The 20925-nt window shown below is 37.5% G+C and carries 15 protein-coding genes and 1 tRNA gene; 4 read left to right on the top strand and 12 right to left on the bottom strand.

Translation table 11 applies throughout. The annotated features are described in order from the left end of the window. The first annotated feature begins 23 nt into the window (after positions 1-23). Positions 24-2123: a hypothetical protein gene (locus E3K36_02785; protein MCF6154181.1), complete on the top strand. Its 2100-nt coding sequence runs from the start codon at positions 24-26 to the stop codon at positions 2121-2123. Between the two features lie 47 nt (positions 2124-2170). On the opposite strand, the gene E3K36_02780 is transcribed toward E3K36_02785, so the two are convergent. After that, positions 2171-4780, bottom strand: coding sequence for a phospholipid carrier-dependent glycosyltransferase (locus tag E3K36_02780; GenBank protein MCF6154180.1), 2610 nt, complete (start codon positions 4778-4780; stop codon positions 2171-2173). Positions 4781-5304: 524 nt separating this feature from the next. Between E3K36_02780 and E3K36_02775 the strand changes: the two genes are divergently transcribed. Continuing rightward, positions 5305-7719, top strand: a complete 2415-nt coding sequence (locus E3K36_02775) for a hypothetical protein (protein MCF6154179.1) — start codon at positions 5305-5307, stop codon at positions 7717-7719. A 309-nt stretch (positions 7720-8028) separates the two neighbouring features. Beyond that, positions 8029-10023, top strand: a complete 1995-nt coding sequence (locus E3K36_02770) for a TIGR03663 family protein (protein MCF6154178.1) — start codon at positions 8029-8031, stop codon at positions 10021-10023. Positions 10024-10025: 2 nt separating this feature from the next. On the opposite strand, the gene E3K36_02765 is transcribed toward E3K36_02770, so the two are convergent. The 10 genes from E3K36_02765 to E3K36_02720 form a co-directional block, all read right to left on the bottom strand. After that, positions 10026-10754: a glycosyltransferase family 2 protein gene (locus E3K36_02765; GenBank protein ID MCF6154177.1), complete on the bottom strand. Its 729-nt coding sequence runs from the start codon at positions 10752-10754 to the stop codon at positions 10026-10028. Positions 10755-10766: 12 nt separating this feature from the next. Beyond that, positions 10767-11969, bottom strand: a complete 1203-nt coding sequence (locus E3K36_02760; GenBank protein MCF6154176.1) for a type II secretion system F family protein — start codon at positions 11967-11969, stop codon at positions 10767-10769. Between the two features lie 6 nt (positions 11970-11975). Further along, a complete protein-coding gene (locus E3K36_02755; protein MCF6154175.1) occupies positions 11976-12599 on the bottom strand; it encodes a hypothetical protein in 624 nt (207 codons plus the stop codon). A gap of 5 nt (positions 12600-12604) precedes the next feature. After that, the gene (locus E3K36_02750) at positions 12605-13207 is read right to left on the bottom strand and encodes a hypothetical protein (protein MCF6154174.1); all 603 of its coding nucleotides are present in this window, start codon (positions 13205-13207) and stop codon (positions 12605-12607) included. A 6-nt stretch (positions 13208-13213) separates the two neighbouring features. Beyond that, entirely contained in the window at positions 13214-14485 is a 1272-nt protein-coding gene (locus E3K36_02745) for a hypothetical protein (protein ID MCF6154173.1), read from the bottom strand. Between the two features lie 14 nt (positions 14486-14499). Continuing rightward, complete coding sequence (locus E3K36_02740; protein ID MCF6154172.1) at positions 14500-15561, bottom strand: hypothetical protein; 1062 nt, start codon at positions 15559-15561, stop codon at positions 14500-14502. Then, on the bottom strand, positions 15435-16238 hold the full coding sequence (locus E3K36_02735) for a prepilin-type N-terminal cleavage/methylation domain-containing protein (GenBank protein MCF6154171.1): 804 nt from the start codon (positions 16236-16238) through the stop codon (positions 15435-15437). The genes E3K36_02740 and E3K36_02735 overlap by 127 nt, the downstream gene beginning before the upstream one ends. A gap of 6 nt (positions 16239-16244) precedes the next feature. After that, positions 16245-16742 (bottom strand): type II secretion system protein, encoded by a 498-nt coding sequence (locus E3K36_02730; GenBank protein MCF6154170.1) that lies wholly within the window; start codon positions 16740-16742, stop codon positions 16245-16247. After that, positions 16729-18753, bottom strand: coding sequence for a type II secretion system protein GspD (gene gspD, locus E3K36_02725; GenBank protein MCF6154169.1), 2025 nt, complete (start codon positions 18751-18753; stop codon positions 16729-16731). Before gspD ends, E3K36_02730 begins: the two co-directional genes overlap by 14 nt. 152 nt (positions 18754-18905) lie before the next feature. Beyond that, positions 18906-18995, bottom strand: a tRNA-Leu gene (locus E3K36_02720). A 314-nt stretch (positions 18996-19309) separates the two neighbouring features. Here E3K36_02720 and E3K36_02715 point away from each other — a divergent pair. Continuing rightward, the gene (locus tag E3K36_02715) at positions 19310-20026 is read left to right on the top strand and encodes a hypothetical protein (GenBank protein MCF6154168.1); all 717 of its coding nucleotides are present in this window, start codon (positions 19310-19312) and stop codon (positions 20024-20026) included. 6 nt (positions 20027-20032) lie between these two features. On the opposite strand, the gene E3K36_02710 is transcribed toward E3K36_02715, so the two are convergent. Beyond that, positions 20033-20671 carry a hypothetical protein gene (locus tag E3K36_02710; protein ID MCF6154167.1) on the bottom strand — a complete coding sequence of 213 codons (639 nt, stop codon included), beginning with the start codon at positions 20669-20671 and terminating at the stop codon, positions 20033-20035. Positions 20672-20925: the final 254 nt, after the last annotated feature.

Here is a 20925-nt window from a genome sequence, read left to right as displayed (position 1 = left end):
AGAGGAAAATATTTTAACAACCGATGGCTTTCTATTTGAAAATGTGGCAATGGGTAAAGATCAACAAAGTAGAGATTACTTTATTCTTTTTATGCTTTTTTTCTTACGGATACTTTTTTCACGGTGGCGGCGCCAACCAAAATGCTACTTATGATCAAATCAGATCGGTTGTTGAATATGGTGAACTTTCAATAAACAGGTTTGCTTACAATACCCACGACATAAGTGTATATAAAGGTTTTATCTTTCCTAACAAGGCCCCTGGCTTGACCTTTCTTAGTGTTCCCATCGGTTTTGTATTGTTTCAATTAAAAAATTTCTTCCTTCATTTCATGAAGGAAGACACCTATTACTTATTTGTATGCTATTTTATTAGTTGGCTAACGATTGGTTTCATTTCTGCTATTTTATGTGTTGTACTCTATAAATTCATTTACAATTTAACACAACACACTTTGGCAGCATTTATTGGAACTATGGGATATGCCTTTGGAACAACAGCTTTTGCTTATTCAACAATCTTATACGCGCATCAAATCGCCGCCGCATGTTCCTTTATCGCCTTTTACATCCTTTTTGTTCTAAAAAACAAAAAGATACATTATTTTTCGAGCCTTTTTTTCAGCGGTTTATTAGCGGGATATTCGGTAATCACTGAATATCCCTGTTTTTTCGTATGGATGATGTTATTCCTTTATGTATTTTTTATTACATCGGAAAAGAGAAAATACATCATTTATTTCTTAATGGGGTCTTCCATTCCAGCCTTACTCTTGTTGTTTTATAATTACTTGTGTTATGGTAATCCTATCCATTTCAGCTACTTCTCGTTTTTTATTAGAGATGCAGAAATTCATTCTGGTTTAAAAGAAACCGTTAAAACAATTTCCTTTCCTCGTATAACAACTTTATATAAGATCTCTTTCGATTCTTACAGGGGTATATTCTTTTATTGCCCGTTCCTTTTTTTACTTTTTCCTGGGATTTACTTTTTCTTCAAGAAAAAGGGTGTTTCCAAAGAATTTCTCATTTCAGCCGTAATAACTCTATACTTTTTTGTTTTTAATGCCTCTTACCGTCATTGGGACGGTGGGTGGTCTTTGGGGCCTCGGCATCTTGTGGCGATGATACCTTTTACGGTTCTCTTATCTTCTTTTTTTATAAAGCAATATCCGAAAATATCGATATGTAGTACATTGGCATCATTTTTTTCTATGCTTATGGCAGTTTCTGTCACACCAGAAACTCCTTCTGGTAGATACCGAAATCCTGTAATGGAATTCTATTTCAAGAATTTTTTCGATTCAAATCTGTCACTCAATAAAATGCCCATTTTCACAAATAATTTTTTGGGGGACACATTCAATTCATTCAATTTAGGCAACGTCCTTCATTTGCCAGATGCTTTATCATTGGTACCATTTTACCTGATTGTTATGATTGGAATAATGAGCTTTAGTCGTAAGGCAGAATTAAAGGCTACTGATGTCTTTCATAGCTCATGGTCTATTTCTAAAATAAATAAGGGAGTTGCTCTATTGAAAAAAAATGCACAATATTTTAAGTTAAGCTTAATTATTCTTCTTATCAGTATATTAACTATGCAAATCGTCATTGCATTTGTAGACAGAGAAGAAACGACTTTAAATAAGAAAAGTAACTATATTACACAGCCAGGATTTTCAGGCTGGTACTATGAAAACAAGTCATTCGATGGCAAACCAAAATTAATCCGTTGCGACAATAGAATTTCTTTTCATGATGATACCTTTAACGAAATCTTTTCTGGAAAACAATATAGCATTATTTGGAATGGCAGATTATATGCCCCACGAAGTGGACTCTATAAATTTTATACGGAATCGGATGACGGGTCATTTTTATACATTAACGACAAATTGGTTGTCGATAATGGAGGAGACCATGGAATTAGAACGAAAGAAGGAACAATGTATCTGACCGAAGGGTATTACGACATCAAGGTCAAATATTACAATAGTATGGGAAAAGGGCACATTAAGGTATTTTGGGAAATACCAGATGGACTGAGGTGCCTACTCGGCGAAGATAACGTTTATAATTATATAATGAATTGTGCAATACTAAATAACACCAATAAATAATTTTTAACAGTTTAGCCACAGGCAAAGAAAAGAGTTGATGGATTCGTTTATTTCAGTGGGTCATAGACGTCTTGTAAGTGATAAACGATATAGACATTCATCATGATGAAAAGGGAAATATAGGTATAACAGGTAGCTTTAGCAATCGTGGCAGTAATCCGATTTCTCAGAAAATCAACTGCCAGGAAAGGAAGGATGCCAATGGCAAGATAACATCTGAACAGCCACGGTGCCTTAGATAAATCTCCCGGAAGGATTTCTTTTAAAGGAACTGCCATTAGTAGTAAAAGTATTAAGAGCGCCTTTGCAGTATTTGGCTTTGAGATAAAATCCCTCATAAATAATCCACCCGCAATTGCCATAAAGGGATACATAGGAAAAAGATACCAGCCATATGAATAAATATCCGATGATACGGCACACAGACACATGAGAAAAATAAAGGTCGTTATGGGAACGACTTGGTCTCTTTTCCCCATCGAATAAACTATTACATACCAAAACCACAAGAAATATCCCATACCAAAATTTGCAGTGACCTGGGCAAGTCTCGGTTCCTTTAAATACTTGAGCACAATATTGAACACAGTCACGTGCTGTTCATTGCGTAAAGCCAGCATCTTGAAGAATGCCTCTGGATTAATTAAATAATTATACAGAAAATAGCCTATTGCTACCGGAAAACCAATTCCTGCAATTATGCCAGCTTCCTTTATAAAGCCCTTTCGGCCCAATAGTATGGGAAAAATTACAATCGCGCAGATACCTGTCTCTTTACACCAGAACGACAACCCTGCCAGGAGCCCGGCAAAAATCATGTATCTCTTTTTTTGAGATTCGATATATTTTAAAACACAAAATACTCCCGAAATGAAAACAAGCGCAAGCAGACCGTCTCCTTTGGCAATTCTTCCGGCAGCAACAAAGAGTGGAATTGTGGCGTAAAGCAGGCTTGCAATAATGGCTAGTGTATTGGAGTGGTATATATTATAAGAAACAAGAAATACGAGAACAATGGTAAGCGTTGAGAAAAATATTGGAGCCAAATTGATCGTGGTAAACCGACAATCTAAATAATCCTTAGCGCCACAAATTGTCGGGGGGATGCCTGCAAAAATGGAAAATAATGGTGGGTGATCAATATAGCCTTTTACAATCCTAAAACTGTCCCCAAACCATCGAATAAATTTTATATCTTCGGCTTTGTAGGCTGACAGAAAATAGGGTGGTTCCCATGATTTAGGTCCATCACCATGCAGAATATGATAACCATTCCATGCCTCTGAATAAGGGTCCATCGTATCGCCGTGAGGTGGAACTACACTATAATTGTTAAGCCTTAAAATAGCCCCGAGAATAACAATAACAATCAAAGCTACGATAGACCAATTTTGTTTTATATAAGCAAGATATCCTTGAATACGATTTGCGATTGTATTCCTTAACACCAGGAAGAAACTAAGGATGATAGAAACGGAGGTAATGATAAATCCTGCCGCACACCATAATCTAGCCCCCCTTAAGAACCCTGTATCCTCGGAAGGCTTTAAATACCGTGAGGAAATACTTGTGAGTTTGCTATTATCTGGCCTTTGCCAAAGCAGATGTAACGTAGCATATTTCTTTGGATTAAAATAATTAATTTGTATAGATTTCCAACCCTTCTCCAAAGATACTTGTGCGGTTGAATCACTTCCAGTACGATATTTTATAATAGGCTTTGAATCAATAAACAAAAAAGCATCACCATTTGTGTTGAATTTAAATGTATATGTGCCGTCCTTTGGTATCCAAATAGATCCCCTCCATAGGATATTGTAAGCAGGAACCTCTGTCGGTGGGTCAAAACGATGATTATCCCAATAATTTACATAATAGGTTCTCAGTATACCGTGATTCTTAAATACGAGGGTAGGATCATTTTTTTTGAACACAACGTTTGTCTCTTTTATGATGCTATCAGGTTCAATTCTCAAAGTGTAAGGTATTGTAGCGTCGACCGTATGTAAATCCTGAACATTTGTTTCCTGATAGAATTGAGATGGAGGTATTACCGTTTCATCCTCATTTGAAAACTTCCACTTCAGATGCAGTATAGACTTGCCACCTTGATCAAAATACCTCAAATGAATACGATAAAATCCAGGTTCAAGGCATACCGTTTGTCTTTTTTCTACAAGGCCGTGAACACCCCCATTATTAATGATACATTTGCCATTGAGAAACAGTTCTGATCCATCGTCTGAGCCCAATAGAAAGGTATAATCACATCGACGTTCTATTTTTAAAAGGCCATTCCATTCGATGGTAAATGGCGATTTGTAAGATTTTTTTGCATCAGAAAGCCATTCGAAATAGATGGGTCTATCTTCAATCCTCTCTTCTACAAGTTGCCCCTTCGGGTTTCCCTTGTAAACCTTTTTGTTTAGGCCAGACCGTATCTTTGATGATGATACATCTATGGGATGGAGTACTGCATTTTCTCCTTCAGAAGGATATAAGTAGTACCCAGTCAGTCCATGCTGAGGAAGCAACAATTGGATGCCTGTATAAATACCACTTAGTAACAGGATGATGAAAAGGGTTATGAAAAGGCCCTTTGATTTTGAGAGTAGTGACGCGTAGATTACTCTTCCCCTAAAGAATGACAGTAACATGAAGTTCTCATTGTTATTTAATCTTCATTTATAAGAACTATTTTTGAAAAAATCAAACAATTTGTATATTTTATGGAAAATATTTTTTAAAATAATATCTTTTTATGTGAGCATATAAAATTGAATTCTATTAAAAGGCATGGTGAAGAAATACACCGTAATCATACGGAACAGATTGCAAGGGTAAGCCATTTTTTCAAAAGTAGAACCAGATCGTATCTCTTGCAACTTCGACAAAGAATCGAAAACCTTATAAAGCACCATTCAGCATTGATGGATGGACTACACTCAAATACCAAAAAGGCATTTATAATTTTGCTACAAGCTCTGATGATGATTCGCAAGTCCATTTAAAACGAAAGAATTATCGTAGACAATGGGGACACCATCCATTAAGATAAACTTCTTTTGGTGATATTTTTTTAGATAAAGGAGTTTATTATATAAAAGATTAAAATGAAAAAAGAGTTTAGGACAACAATTGAAATTCGCTAAAAGAAAGGCTGCTTTTTAAAAAATATTTTATGACATACGTTGTGCTATTTATCATTGTTTCCGTAATTACCGGATTTTTCCTTACGTATTTTCTGGCATCAAGGTATTCACTCTTTGAAAGAGTTACCTACGGAGTGGCCATAGGATTGGGATTGCATACCTGGCTTGTTTATCTTTTTTCCTTACTCTGGGGACTTTCTGGCAAAAGCATTTATCTTTCAACCAGCTTGCTCATCGTGTTTTGTTCAATATTTCTAGGAACAAAATGGACATCTTTAAAAGAAAAGATCCTGAATGAAACAAGAGAAATAAGAGACGATTTTCTTCTCCGCAAGTTGTCCTATTTTGCACATTTTGCAGTATTTTCATTCTTTACAACAATATTCTGGTGTTTGTTTTCCAGAACAATCCTTTTGAAAAATGATGGATTGTATGTTGGCTTAACAAACAATTATGGTGATTTGCCGCTGCATATGGCCTATATCACCTCTTTTGTATGGGGGAATAATATTCCACCCCAGGATCCGTCTTTCGCCGGTGAGAAACTGGTCTATCCATTTCTGTCCGATTTCCTATCTGCCATTTTTCTTACGTTAGGGTTAAGTTTTAAAGGCATGTTGTTCATCCCAGGTCTATTATTGACCGTTGCCTTTTACGGTATCCTTTACTACTTTACTTACCGTCTCACGAAAAAAAGGCTGGCGGCGATTATTTCTCTGTTCATCTTTTTTTTCGCAGGAGGATTCGGTTTTTACTATTTCTTCCAGGACATTGCAAATACACCTAAAAATTTCTGGTCATTTCTTATGCATCTGCCGCGGGATTACACGAAAATTGAACGGCTAAACTACCACTGGATTACGCCGTTGACATGCCTCAATGTACCGCAACGGGCTTTTCTCTTCGGTTTCCCGATCACCATGTTAATCTTTTCCCTTCTCTACATTGGCATCGAACATAAGAAATGGAGAGAATTCCTCTTTGCCGGCATCCTTGCCGGTGCATTGCCTTTCTTTCACTCACACAGTTTCCTGGCCATGCTGATGGTCACCATACCATTGGGTCTCATATTCTGGGACTGGCGAAAGTGGTTTCTGTTCTTCATGCCCGCCTTTATACTGTCACTGCCGCAGGTGCTTTATCTTTCCGGACACGTGGGTGGAGGAAGTTTTTTTAAACCAAATTTTGGCTGGATGGCGGGTAAGGAAAATTTCCTCTGGTTCTGGTTAAAAAATACCGGACTTTTCTGGCCTTTGATGATCGCTGGATTCACAATAATTTTCTCTTTTCGTAAGGGCGCGGATCACCGTGTCCCTGCACATCCCGGGTTATATTCTTTGCCATTTTTGATACTTTTCCTGGTACCAAATCTGGTACTCTTCGCACCCTGGAATTGGGATAATATAAAAATATTCATTTACTGGTTTTTAGGAACTACCCCTATTGCAGCCTTTGCAATGGCCCGTTTATATGAAAATACACATTACAAAGTTCTTTCACGAGTAGGCTTTTTCATTATCATGTTTTTTCTCACCGTTGCAGGAAGTATCGACGTTTTCAGGTATGCCATAGCCCCTGTTACCGGATGGAAGGAATTTAGCACGGAAGAAATGGAACTTGCCGGACGTATTTCCAATGAAACCCCTGCTGATGCAATCTTTCTCAATGCACCCATACACAACCACCTCGTATTCCTTTCCGGCAGGAAGTCATTGATGGGGTTTCCTGGTCATGTATGGAGTCATGGCTATAGTGATGCATTTAAGCGTGAACACGACATTCGAAAGATGTTAAAAGGTAATCCTGAGGCGGCATCTCTCATAGATAAATATAAAACCCATTACATAACGATAGGTCCTCACGAAAAACATTTTGGCGTAAATAAGGAATTTTTTGATACCCATTATACGCAAATAATAACCACGAAAAACTATGCCGTTTACGATCTGAGTAAAAAACAACAGCCTCTTGTTTCATCAGACAGAGAGTCTCAGGCTGACGATAAACAGAAGCTAGTCAACCAGGGATATGGATTATATGCCAGCTATTATGGCAACGTGGATTGGAAGGATGAGCCTGTACAAGAAAAAATCGATACAGATATTGAATTTCATTGGGACTATGAAGGAGAAAAACCCATATCGAGTCCTTTTAGCATAATCTGGAACGGTTATATTGATATTCCAACACCCGGTACGTATACATTCAAATTAACGTCAGATGATGGTTCCTGGCTTTATATCGATGATATATTGATAATAGATAATGGTGGTCATCATGCAATAAGATCTGTGACAGGTAAGCATGCATTGGAAAAAGGCAAACACAAAATAATGATCAAATATTTTGATGGGGGCGGCGGGGCTATTTTTAAGCTATCGTGGATACCACCAGGGGGGATGGAAGGGAAGATACCGGGGGAAAGATTGAGTATAAAAGAGTAAAGAAAAAAACAAAAAAGGGATTGCCTATTATACAAGGAATTTCAAACTTTTTCGTTAAGCAATGAATAAACACACCCCTACCCCTCTCAAGAGGGGAATTTTAGAAGTCCCCTCCTGGGAGGGGTTAAGGGGTGGGTAAAAATGAAAAGTCGTTGGGTTTTGCCTTTTAAAACCCGGCCTAATTTTAAAAGAATGTTTAGTTTAATCCAGGAATCAAAAGAAATAACTCTCATTATTGGTGCGACTGCATCAAAAGCTAAATAACCGTACAATTTCCCTTTTAATCTTTTATCTTCAACCTATGCACAAATGGATAAACAACAAAAAAATATCGTACAATTAAGCATTGTTTTTTTCTTACCCATTACTATAGCGTCTCTGATCCGTTTCTGGGACCTTGGCCTCAGGCCTTTTCATTCGGACGAGGGTGTGAATAGTTTTTTCCTGTTAAATTTGTTCAATAGGAATTACTACCACTATGACCCTGCCAATTATCACGGCCCTTTTCTCTATTACATTGGTTTAATCCCATTTTATGTTTTAGGTCTTACCGATTTTGCATTCCGATTCATGCCCGCTCTGTTTGGTATTATGGTTGTCGCCTTATTGTATCCGCTCCGGAGAAGGTTAGGCAAAATGGGTTTACTGACTGCAGGGTTACTTATTGCCTTTTCTCCTGCCACTTCATTCTTCTCAAGGGACGCTATTCATGAAATTTACTTAGTCTTCTTTTCTCTGGCAGTCGTGGTCTCCTTTTTCCTTTACTCTGAAACAAGGAAATCAAGGTACATATATTTTGCAGCAGTAAGCATTGCCTTTGTCATTACCATAAAAGAAACCTATATACTGACTTTTGCCGTGTACGCATTGTCTCTAGCTATAGCCTATTGTTATGAAATGGTTTTCTTATCCAACAGTGCCAGATTTCAATACCTTAAAGACGTCTTTACCACATTTGCAGTTGATTGCAGGAAAAACAAATATGCCATAGGTATCAGTTTAGGAATATTTTTACTTGTCAACTTCTTGTTTTATTCGTCATTTTTTACCTATTATGCTGGTATCAAGGGCATCTTAACTACCCTCAAGATATGGACAAAAACTGGTACGCATACCGGTGGGCATGCCAAACCGTTTTTTTACTATTTTAGAATACTTTACAAATTTGAACTCCCCATACTGGTCTTGGGAATTGCTGGATTTTACTATTCATTTCGGCGTGGAAACAAATTTACTGTTTTTGTAGCATCATGGGCTATTATCGTCTACGTAATCTATTCCTTTATACCTTACAAAACGCCCTGGCTGATTTTAAATATTTTACTCCCACTTTCTATCATAGGAGGGATTTTTGTAAATAATATCTTCAGTATGACAAAAAGAAGATGGCATTATGCAATCTTTTATCCCATATACGTTTGCATCTTTGGTTTTTCTTGTTATCAGTCCATTATGCTGAATTTTAAAAATTACGATGACGAACGATACGAACTTGTGTATGTTCAGACCAAGCGGGACATTTATAATTTATTGGGCAGAATAGAATCCCTCTCGAACAAATGCGGGAAAAACATGACCATCAATATCGTTTCAAGAGAATACTGGCCGTTACCATGGTACCTCAGGGAATACAAAAATGCAAAATTCTGGGGTAACGTTATTACTAACCCAAACGCCCCCGTTATCATCGTTGATAAGAACGGAGAAGCAGAACTAAAGAAGAAATTAAAGGGAGATTACAAGAAGGAACGTTTTGTACTGAGACCGGGTGTTTGGCTCTCAGCATATATACAGCAGGGTCTCTACGAGATTGAGTTTGATAAAGGAGCGACAACAAAGACAATTATTCAGCCAGTTGCTAAAATTTCAAAGGAGGAACTGGAACAGGGATTAAACGCAAAATATTACTATAATATAGAATGTATCGGAACACCTTTTTTATCAAGGGTGGAAAAAGATTCCATTTCTTTTACCTATAATGACGAGACGAAAAAACCTTACAGATCTCCTTTTGGTATCGAATGGGAGGGGTATCTGTCCATTACGCAAAAAGGTATCTATCAGTTTGCGACAAATTCAGATGATGGTTCTGTGGTTTACATTGATGGGAATATGGTCGTCGATAACGACGATATTCATGCAATAAGGTACATTTCCGGTGCTGTACCTCTTGATGAGGGATTTCATCATGTGCGGATAAAATATTTTGATGGAGGAGGTGGTGCTATCATGAAATTTCTGTGGACACCACCGGGAGGAAACGAATCTCTTGTTCCAGGTCAGGTTTTATTTCATAAAAAGTAATGTTACCGATAACATCCTTTAAAATCGTTTATTTTTATCCTGAACAGGTCCCTGAACATCTGAAGGGAATGTCTGACTGGATTCACCTTACTCAATGTAGAATTTTCCCACCGAATTGGAATTTCCTTTATCTTAAAATTAAATTTTCGTGACAAATAAAGGGCTTCCACATCAAAGGAAAAACCATCGACACTACACCTGCTAAAGACGGTTTTAACAACCTCCTTTTTGAATCCTTTAAATCCACATTGCGTATCTATAATTCCTTTTATCAGCACCATGTTTACCATGAAATTAAAGATCTTTCCCATCTTCTCTCTGTACCAGGGTTGATGAATCGTGATATTGGATTCCGGCATACTTCGCGACCCGATTACCACATCGTAACCATTGGCAAGATACGGCAAGCACTTTTCTATTTCCTCAATAGGAGTAGAAAGGTCAGCATCAGTAAAAAAGATATATTCACCTCTTGCAGACAACATGCCTTTTTTCACTGAATAACCCTTACCACTATTCTGTTCATTTGCTAAGACAACGATATTTTTGTCTGAACACGCAAAATTTCTTACCACGTGCAAGGTATTATCCGTAGAGCCATCATCCACAACAATTATTTCATAAGGAAAGCCTTGATTGGAAAGATATGCACAAATTTTGCCAAGGGTAGGCAGTAACCTCTTTTCCTCGTTATAAGCAGGGATTATTATGGATAGGAAACATTCTTTCATCTATGAATCAAATTAAAACCTTAAATCATTCACACTGAGGATTGCCGTTAGCATAGAAATTACAATTACACCGATAACAGCCCCCATAAGTAATATAAGTACAGGTTCAACCATCGTTACAAGCCTCTTCATCCGCTGCTCTACGTCGGCATCAAAATTATCTGCAACTTTAAGAAGCATTTGATCCAAATTCCCGGTTTCTTCACCCACCTTCAGCAAATGGACGGCAATTTCTGGCAGAAAGCCCCTTTTTGCAAGCGATACGGTAAGACCGGCGCCCTCTTTTACATTAACTTTTACGTTTTCCAGAATGTCAGCAAGATATTGATTGGATAGTACATCTTTAACAATATCCATTGATTTCAGCAGCGGTACTCCATTTTCCAGTAATGTGCCAAGCGTTCTGGCAAATCTGGCTATCTGCATTTTCCATAAAAGATTGCCAAGGAGCGGTAATTTTAACTTTTTTTGGTCTATTTTTATCGATGTCTTTTTGTCTTTCATCGCTCTTTTATAAAAAAACAACGCGACCATGGCAGCAATAATGAAAACCCAACCATATCGAATAGAATATTGGCTCATACCCATGAGTATCATCGTCGAAAAAGGAAGAGAAATCCCCATTCCCTCGAAGATCTGAGAAAACTTGGGAATAACATAAACGATAAGCGCCCCTACACACACGAGACCGGTGCAGCTCAGCAAGAGGGGATAAATCATTGCGGAAATAATTTCATTCCTAACTTTCTGCAGCCTTTCCTGAAACGACCCCAACCTCTTAAGTACCTGAGGTAACACCCCTCCTTCTTCGCCTGCGCGTATCATATTTATATAGACGCCGGAAAATAGTTTGACATGGTTTATGAGTGCTTCAGCAAAGGACTTTCCAGATTTAATCCCATTCAGTAAATCTTCAATAACGTCTTTAATGGTATTATTATCCTGCCCTGACAACAAAATAGACAGGCTTTTGTCGATAGGAATACCTCCTTCGAGTAATGTTGCAAGCTCCTGGGTAAAAGGCAAAACAGCTTTCTTATTTGAGCGGTTGAGAAAAAATCCAAACTTTTTATTCTTATCCGCTTGTTGAATATTTAAAATGATATGGCCTGATTTGCGCAGATCATTAATGAGGTCTGCCTTACTCAGCGCATCTTTTTCCCCTTCTATAATACCACTTGAGGTCGTTAATAATTTGTATTTAAATGTGCTCATAAACAGCTATTTTTTAATATTCGATCTCATTACAACAATCTGTTCTTCGCCATACCAATCAAGTCTGATCTGATCCGGTTCTATGTTTTTTACCTTGTATTCTGCAACCTCTTCCCCTTCTTCAATGAAGATAAAAGGTTTTTTATTTGTCGTCTGATCCGGATTCTCTATCAAAGCTTTCCTGGTGTTTCCAAGAATCAGGATTCCCCGCAAGGTGATCTTTTTCGGTGCCCCTCTAGGTTTTTGTTGGTTTTCTATAGGTTGTACCTGTGCCACCCCCTCTTCACGTTTGGAATCTTTTTTTGTCTCCGGCGGGTTCCAGGCAGTGCGATTAGGTGAGAATGGGTTATTTGACAAGATAAGTTCATAGTGATCTATCGGTTTAGTACCCATATCCAAGGGAGGCAAAGGATTGTTCTTCGCCGGAATTTCCTCCCGATACTTTTCTAATTTCAAGGTATTTTCAGGGGTGTAATAAACAAACAGCACACAAACAACGGTAAGGCTGATAACCCCTATAAGCAGAACAAGATTGATGACAGGTAGATAATGTTTCCACTGTTTTCCCTTTTTGACAAAGGTTTCTAAAATAAGCCATAATGATTTTGTATTAACATGGAAAGACTTCATAGACGTCACGACTTCTTGCCTATTGAGGCAATGGCCATCAAGGTAGAAGAAACAGTTGCACCTTTTACAACATTTAAACCGAGGGTTTTTATTCTTAAATTATCAATAAAAAGCAGCTTATCATTATTATACTCTATATCGTATAAAAATTTCTGTAATTTCTGAGAATTATCTAAATCGGTTATTTCGAAATTGATCGATAGCACAATGAGATACGGATTTTTGTTAATAACCTCTTTTTTTAACGCCGTACTCCTGGATACAACGAGCCCATTCCTGGTAGCCAGATTATTTATTATTTCCTGTAATTTAGCAGAGGCAAGCTCTTCCGTTTCTTCTGACAAAAATTTCTCCTGGAATTTCGTATAATATTGTTCCAGATCGTTTAATCTCGTTTCATAGTGTTTTTTATTGGCGGCAAACGAATAGTATTTTTTCAGGAGTCGCTCCTGAGTTTCTAACCTCTCTTTCGTTTCATTAATTGATTTAAAAAAAGGAGTGATCACTATTCTGTCAATACTGATATAAAAGAGAATAACAAGGGCAACAATCAAGAACACCCTTTCTCTTAACTTAAATTTTCTAAATAGTTCTAAGAATCTTCCCATATTCTATTATTTTTCAATATTCCCTTTTATTCGGAATTTTTCCCTGCCACTCTGTGTCTTTGTAACCGGGGAAGCTAAACCTACACCTGAAAAAAGTGGTGAATTTTCCAGTATCGGTATCAAATTTGTTGATGATACCGCATCACCTTCTACCTCAAAAGAATTATCCACGATTGTTATGGCCTTTGCCCATGCATCATTGGGCAGTCTCTTTGCCAATTCCAAAATAACATCGATCCTTGGAATATAGTTTCCTTTTATTTCATTGACCTTATTGACAGCTTTATCGAGGATTGCAATACGTTCTTGCAGTTTCTCAACAACTGAAACGTCTTTTTTAATTGATTTCATCTGGGCATTTACCGTTTTTAGTATTGCCAGATTATTGATCTTTTGCATATAAGGGATAAGGAATGCAAAACCTATCAAAAAACCTATCAAAAAACACATGAATACCGTCTGAGAATTTAATCGCTTCCTGGCCGAACTAACAAGACTCAGATTGCATGGGTAGTCTGATAAACCATACAGTGCAGCGCCATATGATTCTGTATATTCATCCAATACTTGAGAAGGAATTTTGTATTCATTTGATAAGAACTCATCACTAACATTTGTCAACAATATTTCATCCGGAAGATTCGCTTTAATCTGGTTGGCTAATTCAACCTCTGTTTTTACGACTGAAGATAAAACCAAATTATTATTTTCAAACAGATTATAGCTATAATTTTTTACATTTTTACTGACGAAAACAATGGAACCCTTTCTTTCTCCCAGAATAGGAAGGAAGGCAAACGGCGAAATAATAACCCGGGAAGGACTAATCTCAACGGCCTGCAACCTGGATAATATATTATCCAATTCCATTTTTTTTACCGCAACAATGAGTACCTTCGTATCGTGTCTGTTCTGAGATAATGAATGAATATCAAAATAAACATCCTCATTGCTAAAAGGAATAAAACTATCCAGTTGATACGCAAGTGCTTCCCTTAACTCCTTCAGGTTTGCGTGTGGATAGTCTATTTCTCTGATAATGGTAAGCTCCCTCGGCAAGGAAAGAATAATTTCTCCCGTAAAATTTCTTCTCTGCAGTAATGCGTGTTTTAATTGCTGGATATCCTTGAGCATAAAATCTCTGATCTTGAATGATTCATGCGAATATTTAACCAGTTTTTTACAAATGGTCGTCACAATCAGATCATTTCCACAGATAGATAATCCGATTGCACTCTGGGAAAACATATTGATGAAAGGTATTTTTTTCATAACCATAGAATTTTTAAATACTATTCTGGATACGCTGCAATGATTTTACAATGCCCTACACTTTTTAAAACAAGAAATTTATATGAATTTTTTATTTTCCCTGAAGAAGCGACCGAATTGATTGTTATATAATTTGAATCATCTATCGTTAAATAATCCATGATTTTTAGATAATCCTTGCCAATAATACCAAAATGCCTGAATATTTCCTTTAAAGTACTGAGTTTTTTAATTTTCCCCTTTTTTTTTCTCAATTGGACTATTGTCTCAACCATTTCCTGGGTCATTGTGGGTACAAAAAGAAGGACTTCTTTAGATGCGAAATTGATGTTGATTTTACCCGATCCGTAAATAGTCAGGTGATCCCGTAACAATTCAAATATTTGTGGAGTAATTCCTTTCACTAAGGTCAATTCCTCAATGGATTCGAACGGCCCATTTTTTGGTTCATACGGCTCTGGCAATGTCGCATAAAAGTCTTTTTCCGCTCCATTGATATGATGTAAATCATCTTCATCCAGCCAATCCAGTATCGAATCCGTTATGGTTTCTGCAACAAGCTCTTCCATCTTATAAGCGGTAAGGAATTTAATAAAGCCCGCTCTCGAATCATCTGTTATTTTATTTACATTTATTTTTCCGCTTTCATCGCTAATTTGCACTTCACAATCCCTGTCTCCTATTTGTGTTGAATACGGACTATTACTTGGCATCCAGGAGCCGCTGTTTCTGTTTTTTTTACTGACATCCGTACCCCTGTTTTTTTTTAATTTTTCAACCCTGCTACTTACCCTGTTTTTTCCTTGTTTCTTCGATACTAACAGCTTCTGTATCGCATAAATACAGGCGCCTCGTGCTGCATAAATATTTTTAACACGTTCTGTAAAAGCAATTTCTGTTTTTATGGCAATACTCGTATTCCGCGTAAAACTTACTGCTATAAATCCAAAAACGACTATCGCCCAGAGGCTGAAAATGAGTACATAGCCATGATTGGAGATATAAGCTCTTGTTCCTTTCCGTGCTTTGACACGAACAATTTTATTGCCAGGGGAACTTTCTCCTTCGTTTTTTCTTTCCATTTTAAATCAGTACCTTCTATAACATCAGCGCCTTGAACCCTTGCGCGAGCGTCTGCTGCATTATTTGCCCGTTCTTCTCCGACAGCACCTCCTTCATTCTCGGCATCCTCATCTGCCGCATCAAGGTAAGCAAATGAAATCATATCACAGTTATCGAGAAATACCGTATAGTCTTTGTCCGCACTCAGCCTGCTTTCCGATTCTTCTGATAATTTAATTAATGCCGTTGGGCTAACCCTTACCTCTGAGTAAACGAGATCAGATAACCCATTTTCATTTAATTTAACTTTATAATGAGCTATTACCAATCCCTGACCGTAATGTCTTGTAAAAGAAAGAGGTGACACAAAAGAAAGAAAGTCTTTCTCTCCTATGAAGTAAACGCTTTTCTTTTTTCCGGATTTTTGGTCTCCTACGGTTTGCATGACATCCTTGTTTGGATTTGGAACCTTCTGGATGCGCAATGACGAAGTCTGTTGCCAGAAAAAATCGTAAGCGGCCTTTTCCCTGGTTGAATCGTTAAACCAAACCTCCTCTCTTTCCAAAGAAAACAAACCGACCCGAACCGCATAGGCGCCAGCCATTATCAATATTGTGCCTATAAAAATAGCTATAAGGAGTTCAAATAATGTGAAACCCTTTTCTTGTTTCACTAGTATTTTCACAATAAAAAGAATTGATTCCTAGTCTTCTTCAGTTCCTGTCTCCTGCTCCTCGTTATCATCCTCTTCGGGTCCTTTCTCGGATTCTTCAGTGAAAAAAATCGTTTCAATACTTATTCCTTCCACGAGTGTACTAAGCAACGTGGTCCCTTCAGGCGGAACTTCTTCCATAAAATTTTCCCCAATAACCGTTGTATTTATATCAATTTTATTCATTGCTTCTTTATATTTATTCACTTCTGATACCTTCCATGGAATACCATCCTTCGTGACACCTTCAAAAGTTTTCTTCTCATTAAACTTGATATATTTATTACCAAGTATACCCAAAAAAGCCTCTTCCATTTTTGTTCTCGCAAGAAGTAGTAATTTTGTGTGTTCGTCGATCTTTCCTCTTAACCTGGACGAATTACCAATCGAACCAAAAAAAATCCCGATAGAGATCCCCATAATCGCCAAGGCAACCATAACTTCAAGGATGGTAAAACCATTTTCATTCTTGATTTTAGTATTTCTCACTTTCGGTTACACTTTGTGTTATTAACGGTTCTATTTCTTTTAATTTTTTCTGGAAGGCATTGGTCAATGAATCTGCTTCTTCCGCATTATTTGCAATGTAGGGGGTTATTAACATGATCAACTCGGTCCTACTATTATCAATTTCTGTAGTTTTAAATAAATTACCCAAATAAGGAATATCCCCCAGGAGGGGTACCTTCCTTACACTTTTGCTATCTTTCTGTTCGATTATACCTCCTAAAGTTATCGTATGCCCACTCTTTATTACTAAGGAGGTTTCTGCCTGACGGGTAGAAAATATAGGTGAATCACGGACGCCTGCCCCTTCTGCAACATTGCTCACTTCCTGTTTTATATCCAATGTAATAAAATCATTTTCTGCAATGTGAGGAGTCACGGTAAGAATGATACCGGTATCACGATACTGTATCTGCTCAAACGAAACAGTGGTACCCGTAGTCTGACTAGTGCTTGTAAGAATAGGCACTTCGCTGCCGACTTGTATACTTGCCGGCTGTTCGTCGCGTATCAGGATATGAGGCGCTGATAATACCCTTGCATTGCTTCTTGTTGCAAGGATATCCATCAGGAGTTCAAAGTTGCCTTTGGAATACATCAGGGTTGGTTTACCGGCCTGTCTTGCAAGGGTATCCGATCTAAACAATTGGAATAATTTCAAATTTCCTGAATCCAAAGTCCATTCAGTCCCGTAGTCTAAACTACTAATAAGGTCGACTTCTAAAATAAGCGCTTCAATAAATACTTGTTGAGGGGTGGCGTCTATAGCCTCAACAATCGCTTTTATAGCTTTATAATCAGTAGGCAACGCCTTAATAACGATGGTATTTGTCTTCGCATCGGCCACAATCTTCATAGCTTCAGGCTGTGTCTTCCCGACTACCTTAGGCTGTGCTGCCATCTTTTCAGTATAAATTTGTGTGAGAACCGGCACAATCGTCTCAGCTTTTTGATGTTGTACTTTATATACATACACCTTCGTCTCTTCCTCCAATTCTGTCGGTGGAACATCAATATTTTTTATCCAAAGATCGATTTTTGGCAAAAGTTCCGGTAACTTCGTAACAACCAACATTTTATTGGAGTCAGAAAATGGCACAAAGCTGATTTCTCCCTCAGCACCTGCTTTTGCACCCAACGATTGAGCAAGGGTAGTAAGATCTTTAGCCACGTTTTTGCCATCGACATATTTAAAATCAAAAAATTTTATGGCTCTACCAGCAAAAAAGGGAACATCAAAGGTCTTTATTATGGTAAGCAATTTTTCCATATTTGAGGCAGTTTCAATAAGTATTATATAGGGTGAGTCACCATGCGTAACAATATTCCCAACATTTGTCATAAATGGCCTTAAAGTCGCATTTAAGTTTTTGGGGTTCTCATATTGAAGGGGAACTATTTGAATCATGATATTTTTATCCCAGGGGGGAATTTTATCTCCATAAATAACAATATTCGTCTCCGGGCGGGTTTCTGCTTTGGGAAGTATTCTGTATAAATCACCATCTTTCATTATAGCAAAATCATAGACATAAAGCAGTGTATTGAGCATCGAAAGGAGTTCCTCTTTGTAGACCTGTCCGGTGGCGTGAAGATTAATCGTACCTCCAACTCGTTTATCCAGGATATAATTAACATTGAGAATCTCACCCAATATAATCTGGAGAACGTCTTTTATTTCTGCATTATCGAAGTTAAATGCAATATCGATTTTCTCCCCTGTATATTCTGGTTTACGGAGTGAAGGTTCGGGTCTTTTATGTTCTTCTTTAAAGATAAATTCATCCGGTATCCCTTCCTTTTTCTCTTCTATAGCCTCTTTTTTAGTTGAAATTTCATACTCCCAGGGTTTTTTTTCTACCTCTTCAGTTGTTGTAGAAAGAGTAACAGGTTTCTTAAACGGCACAAAGTCAGATTGTTTTACCTGGGTAACATTACAACCAATTGCAAACAACACAAAAATTGTAATGCCTAAGAATGCACGTTTAATCATCAATAAAATCTCCCATAAAGAGTGAACTTTTCATTCATTATTACCGCTTTTCCGTGTTATTTATGCCATTCACTACAGGGAAATGCAACTAAAACAGTTTCGAGTAACGCTATCCGTTTGATTTTAATTACTACAGGTAGGCAAATAGAAAGTGGTGCGGAAGGGGGGATTTGAACCCCCACCCCGGTATCAGCGGGACTAGCCCCTCAAACTAGCGCGTCTGCCGATTCCGCCACTTCCGCATTGCATAGAATTGATCGTATCTGATTAAAAGCAAACTACTTGCTAATTCTAACATTACACCATAAAAAGTCAAACATTTTTAAAAATACGTTATTATTTTTTTATCCATAATTTTTGCAAATTTCTTTACATTTCTGTACAGTAAAACACATTTTTTGTTGTTCTAAATCTCTGTTGTTTCATCATTCTCGTACCCATCATGATCCACAACCATCTGATATAATTAAAGTTAATATTCTAAAAACCACTACATTACTTTTTTGGCATACCATATGTTAATATTCTGTAACCCTTTTTGATTCTATAAAAATGTATGTGCATCGTTGCAAAAAAAGAAGGTTTCACGGTTATTGAGTTATTAATTGGTATCAGCGTTGCTGCTGTCATGATTGGCATCATCATTCCGGCTCTTTATACAGTCAGACACAAAGCACAACAAATTGTCTGCACCAACAATATGCGACAGCTATTTTTTGCTTTCGAACAATATGTAACTGATAACAATGGATTACTCCCACGTTCTAATAACAGCAACACAAGCAAAGACGGTTCACAGAATTGTAATGCAGAAGTTTGGTTTAAGGCAGTTGATAATTATTTGATATCATTGCAACTTCCCAGTAAAAGAGATGAAATTTCGACTGAAGAACGCCTTTTACGTATAAAACAAGACCCGATCTTCAAAACTGTACCCCTTTCAGAACAGGGTAATACCCGCACAATAAAGATGAATCAAAATCTTGTATCAGCATCTGACTGTCAAAGATCAATTGAAACCATTGAAAATCCCACGAAGACAGTATTACTCTTTGATGGTCGCATCAATAGCGCTGGAATAGCTGATAACTTTGAAGGCTCATATGGGAGCGTGGCACAAAGGCACTCAAAGGCAGCAAACATTCTTTTCTTAGACGGTCATGTAGAATGCATACGGAATGGCAATTCGGATGGTACAACAAATGAGGGTTGGCCCAACAGGCAGGCAGGACAAGGGTTGATTTGGGACCCGGAGAATCCCGATTTGCCATAAATCTTATCAACGTTCTTCCGTTGAATCTCCTACCTTTACCCATCGTTTACCTAGCGGTTTCTTCCAACGAACATCCACATATTCCATCTGTTTCAAATTCGTTCCTTCAATTCTTGCAATACTGAGAAGGTTTTGCAGCTTCTCTTCATCAGAAAGTTCATTGGGTTCGTTACACAAGGAAGAGCACCCCCACCGTATTTGTGTATTGTTTTCTGTCCACAAAATAATATCACTCTTGCCCGCAAACCGTCTCCTACCCACATTTGATACATCAACTGCTACAACTTTAAAAAGATTATGGATATTATTTGCCCTGAGAAATTTTACCAACTCTATCCCTGCTTCAACGCCTTTATCATTCCATTTACTTCCATAAAGAGGCAATCTGGCGAGTTTATTACTTTGGATACAGGGACTATCATACTCTACATTTTGTAATTTGTAATATTCTTTTGGCAACAAGACACACTCATCATCTACGAGATAGGCATTACTCCCGTTTTTAACTAGAGCAACAGGCTTGCGTAGCACAAGTTTGACATTGAGTGTATTGGGGAACACTCTTTTGATCAAGTCCACTTTCTTAACAACAACGATTCCTCCATAAACGTTTGCTATTTTTTGGGTTAAGTTGTATTCGTACATGCCGTACTGTTCATTCAAAGTTTCTATATGTTTTATATCTTCAGAAAAATGATCATTAACCCAGGAAGGTGTGTTAAAAGAAAACGCAGAAGGACTGACTTTAAAAATATTTAAATCTGTTAGAGAACACCATATCCTTTTTATTCCCCATATCGCAAAAACTATTATACAGACAAATATCCCAAATCGTAAAAAAAGGGAATAGAGCACCTTTTTCAATTCTCCTAATTTAGTGGAAAAGATGTTTACAAAAG

The organism is Candidatus Brocadia sp. (genome assembly GCA_021646415.1).
GTDB lineage: Bacteria > Planctomycetota > Brocadiia > Brocadiales > Brocadiaceae > Brocadia.
The sequence above is the reverse complement of the archived record's forward strand: the minus strand, read 5'-3'. Positions and strand labels throughout refer to the sequence as shown.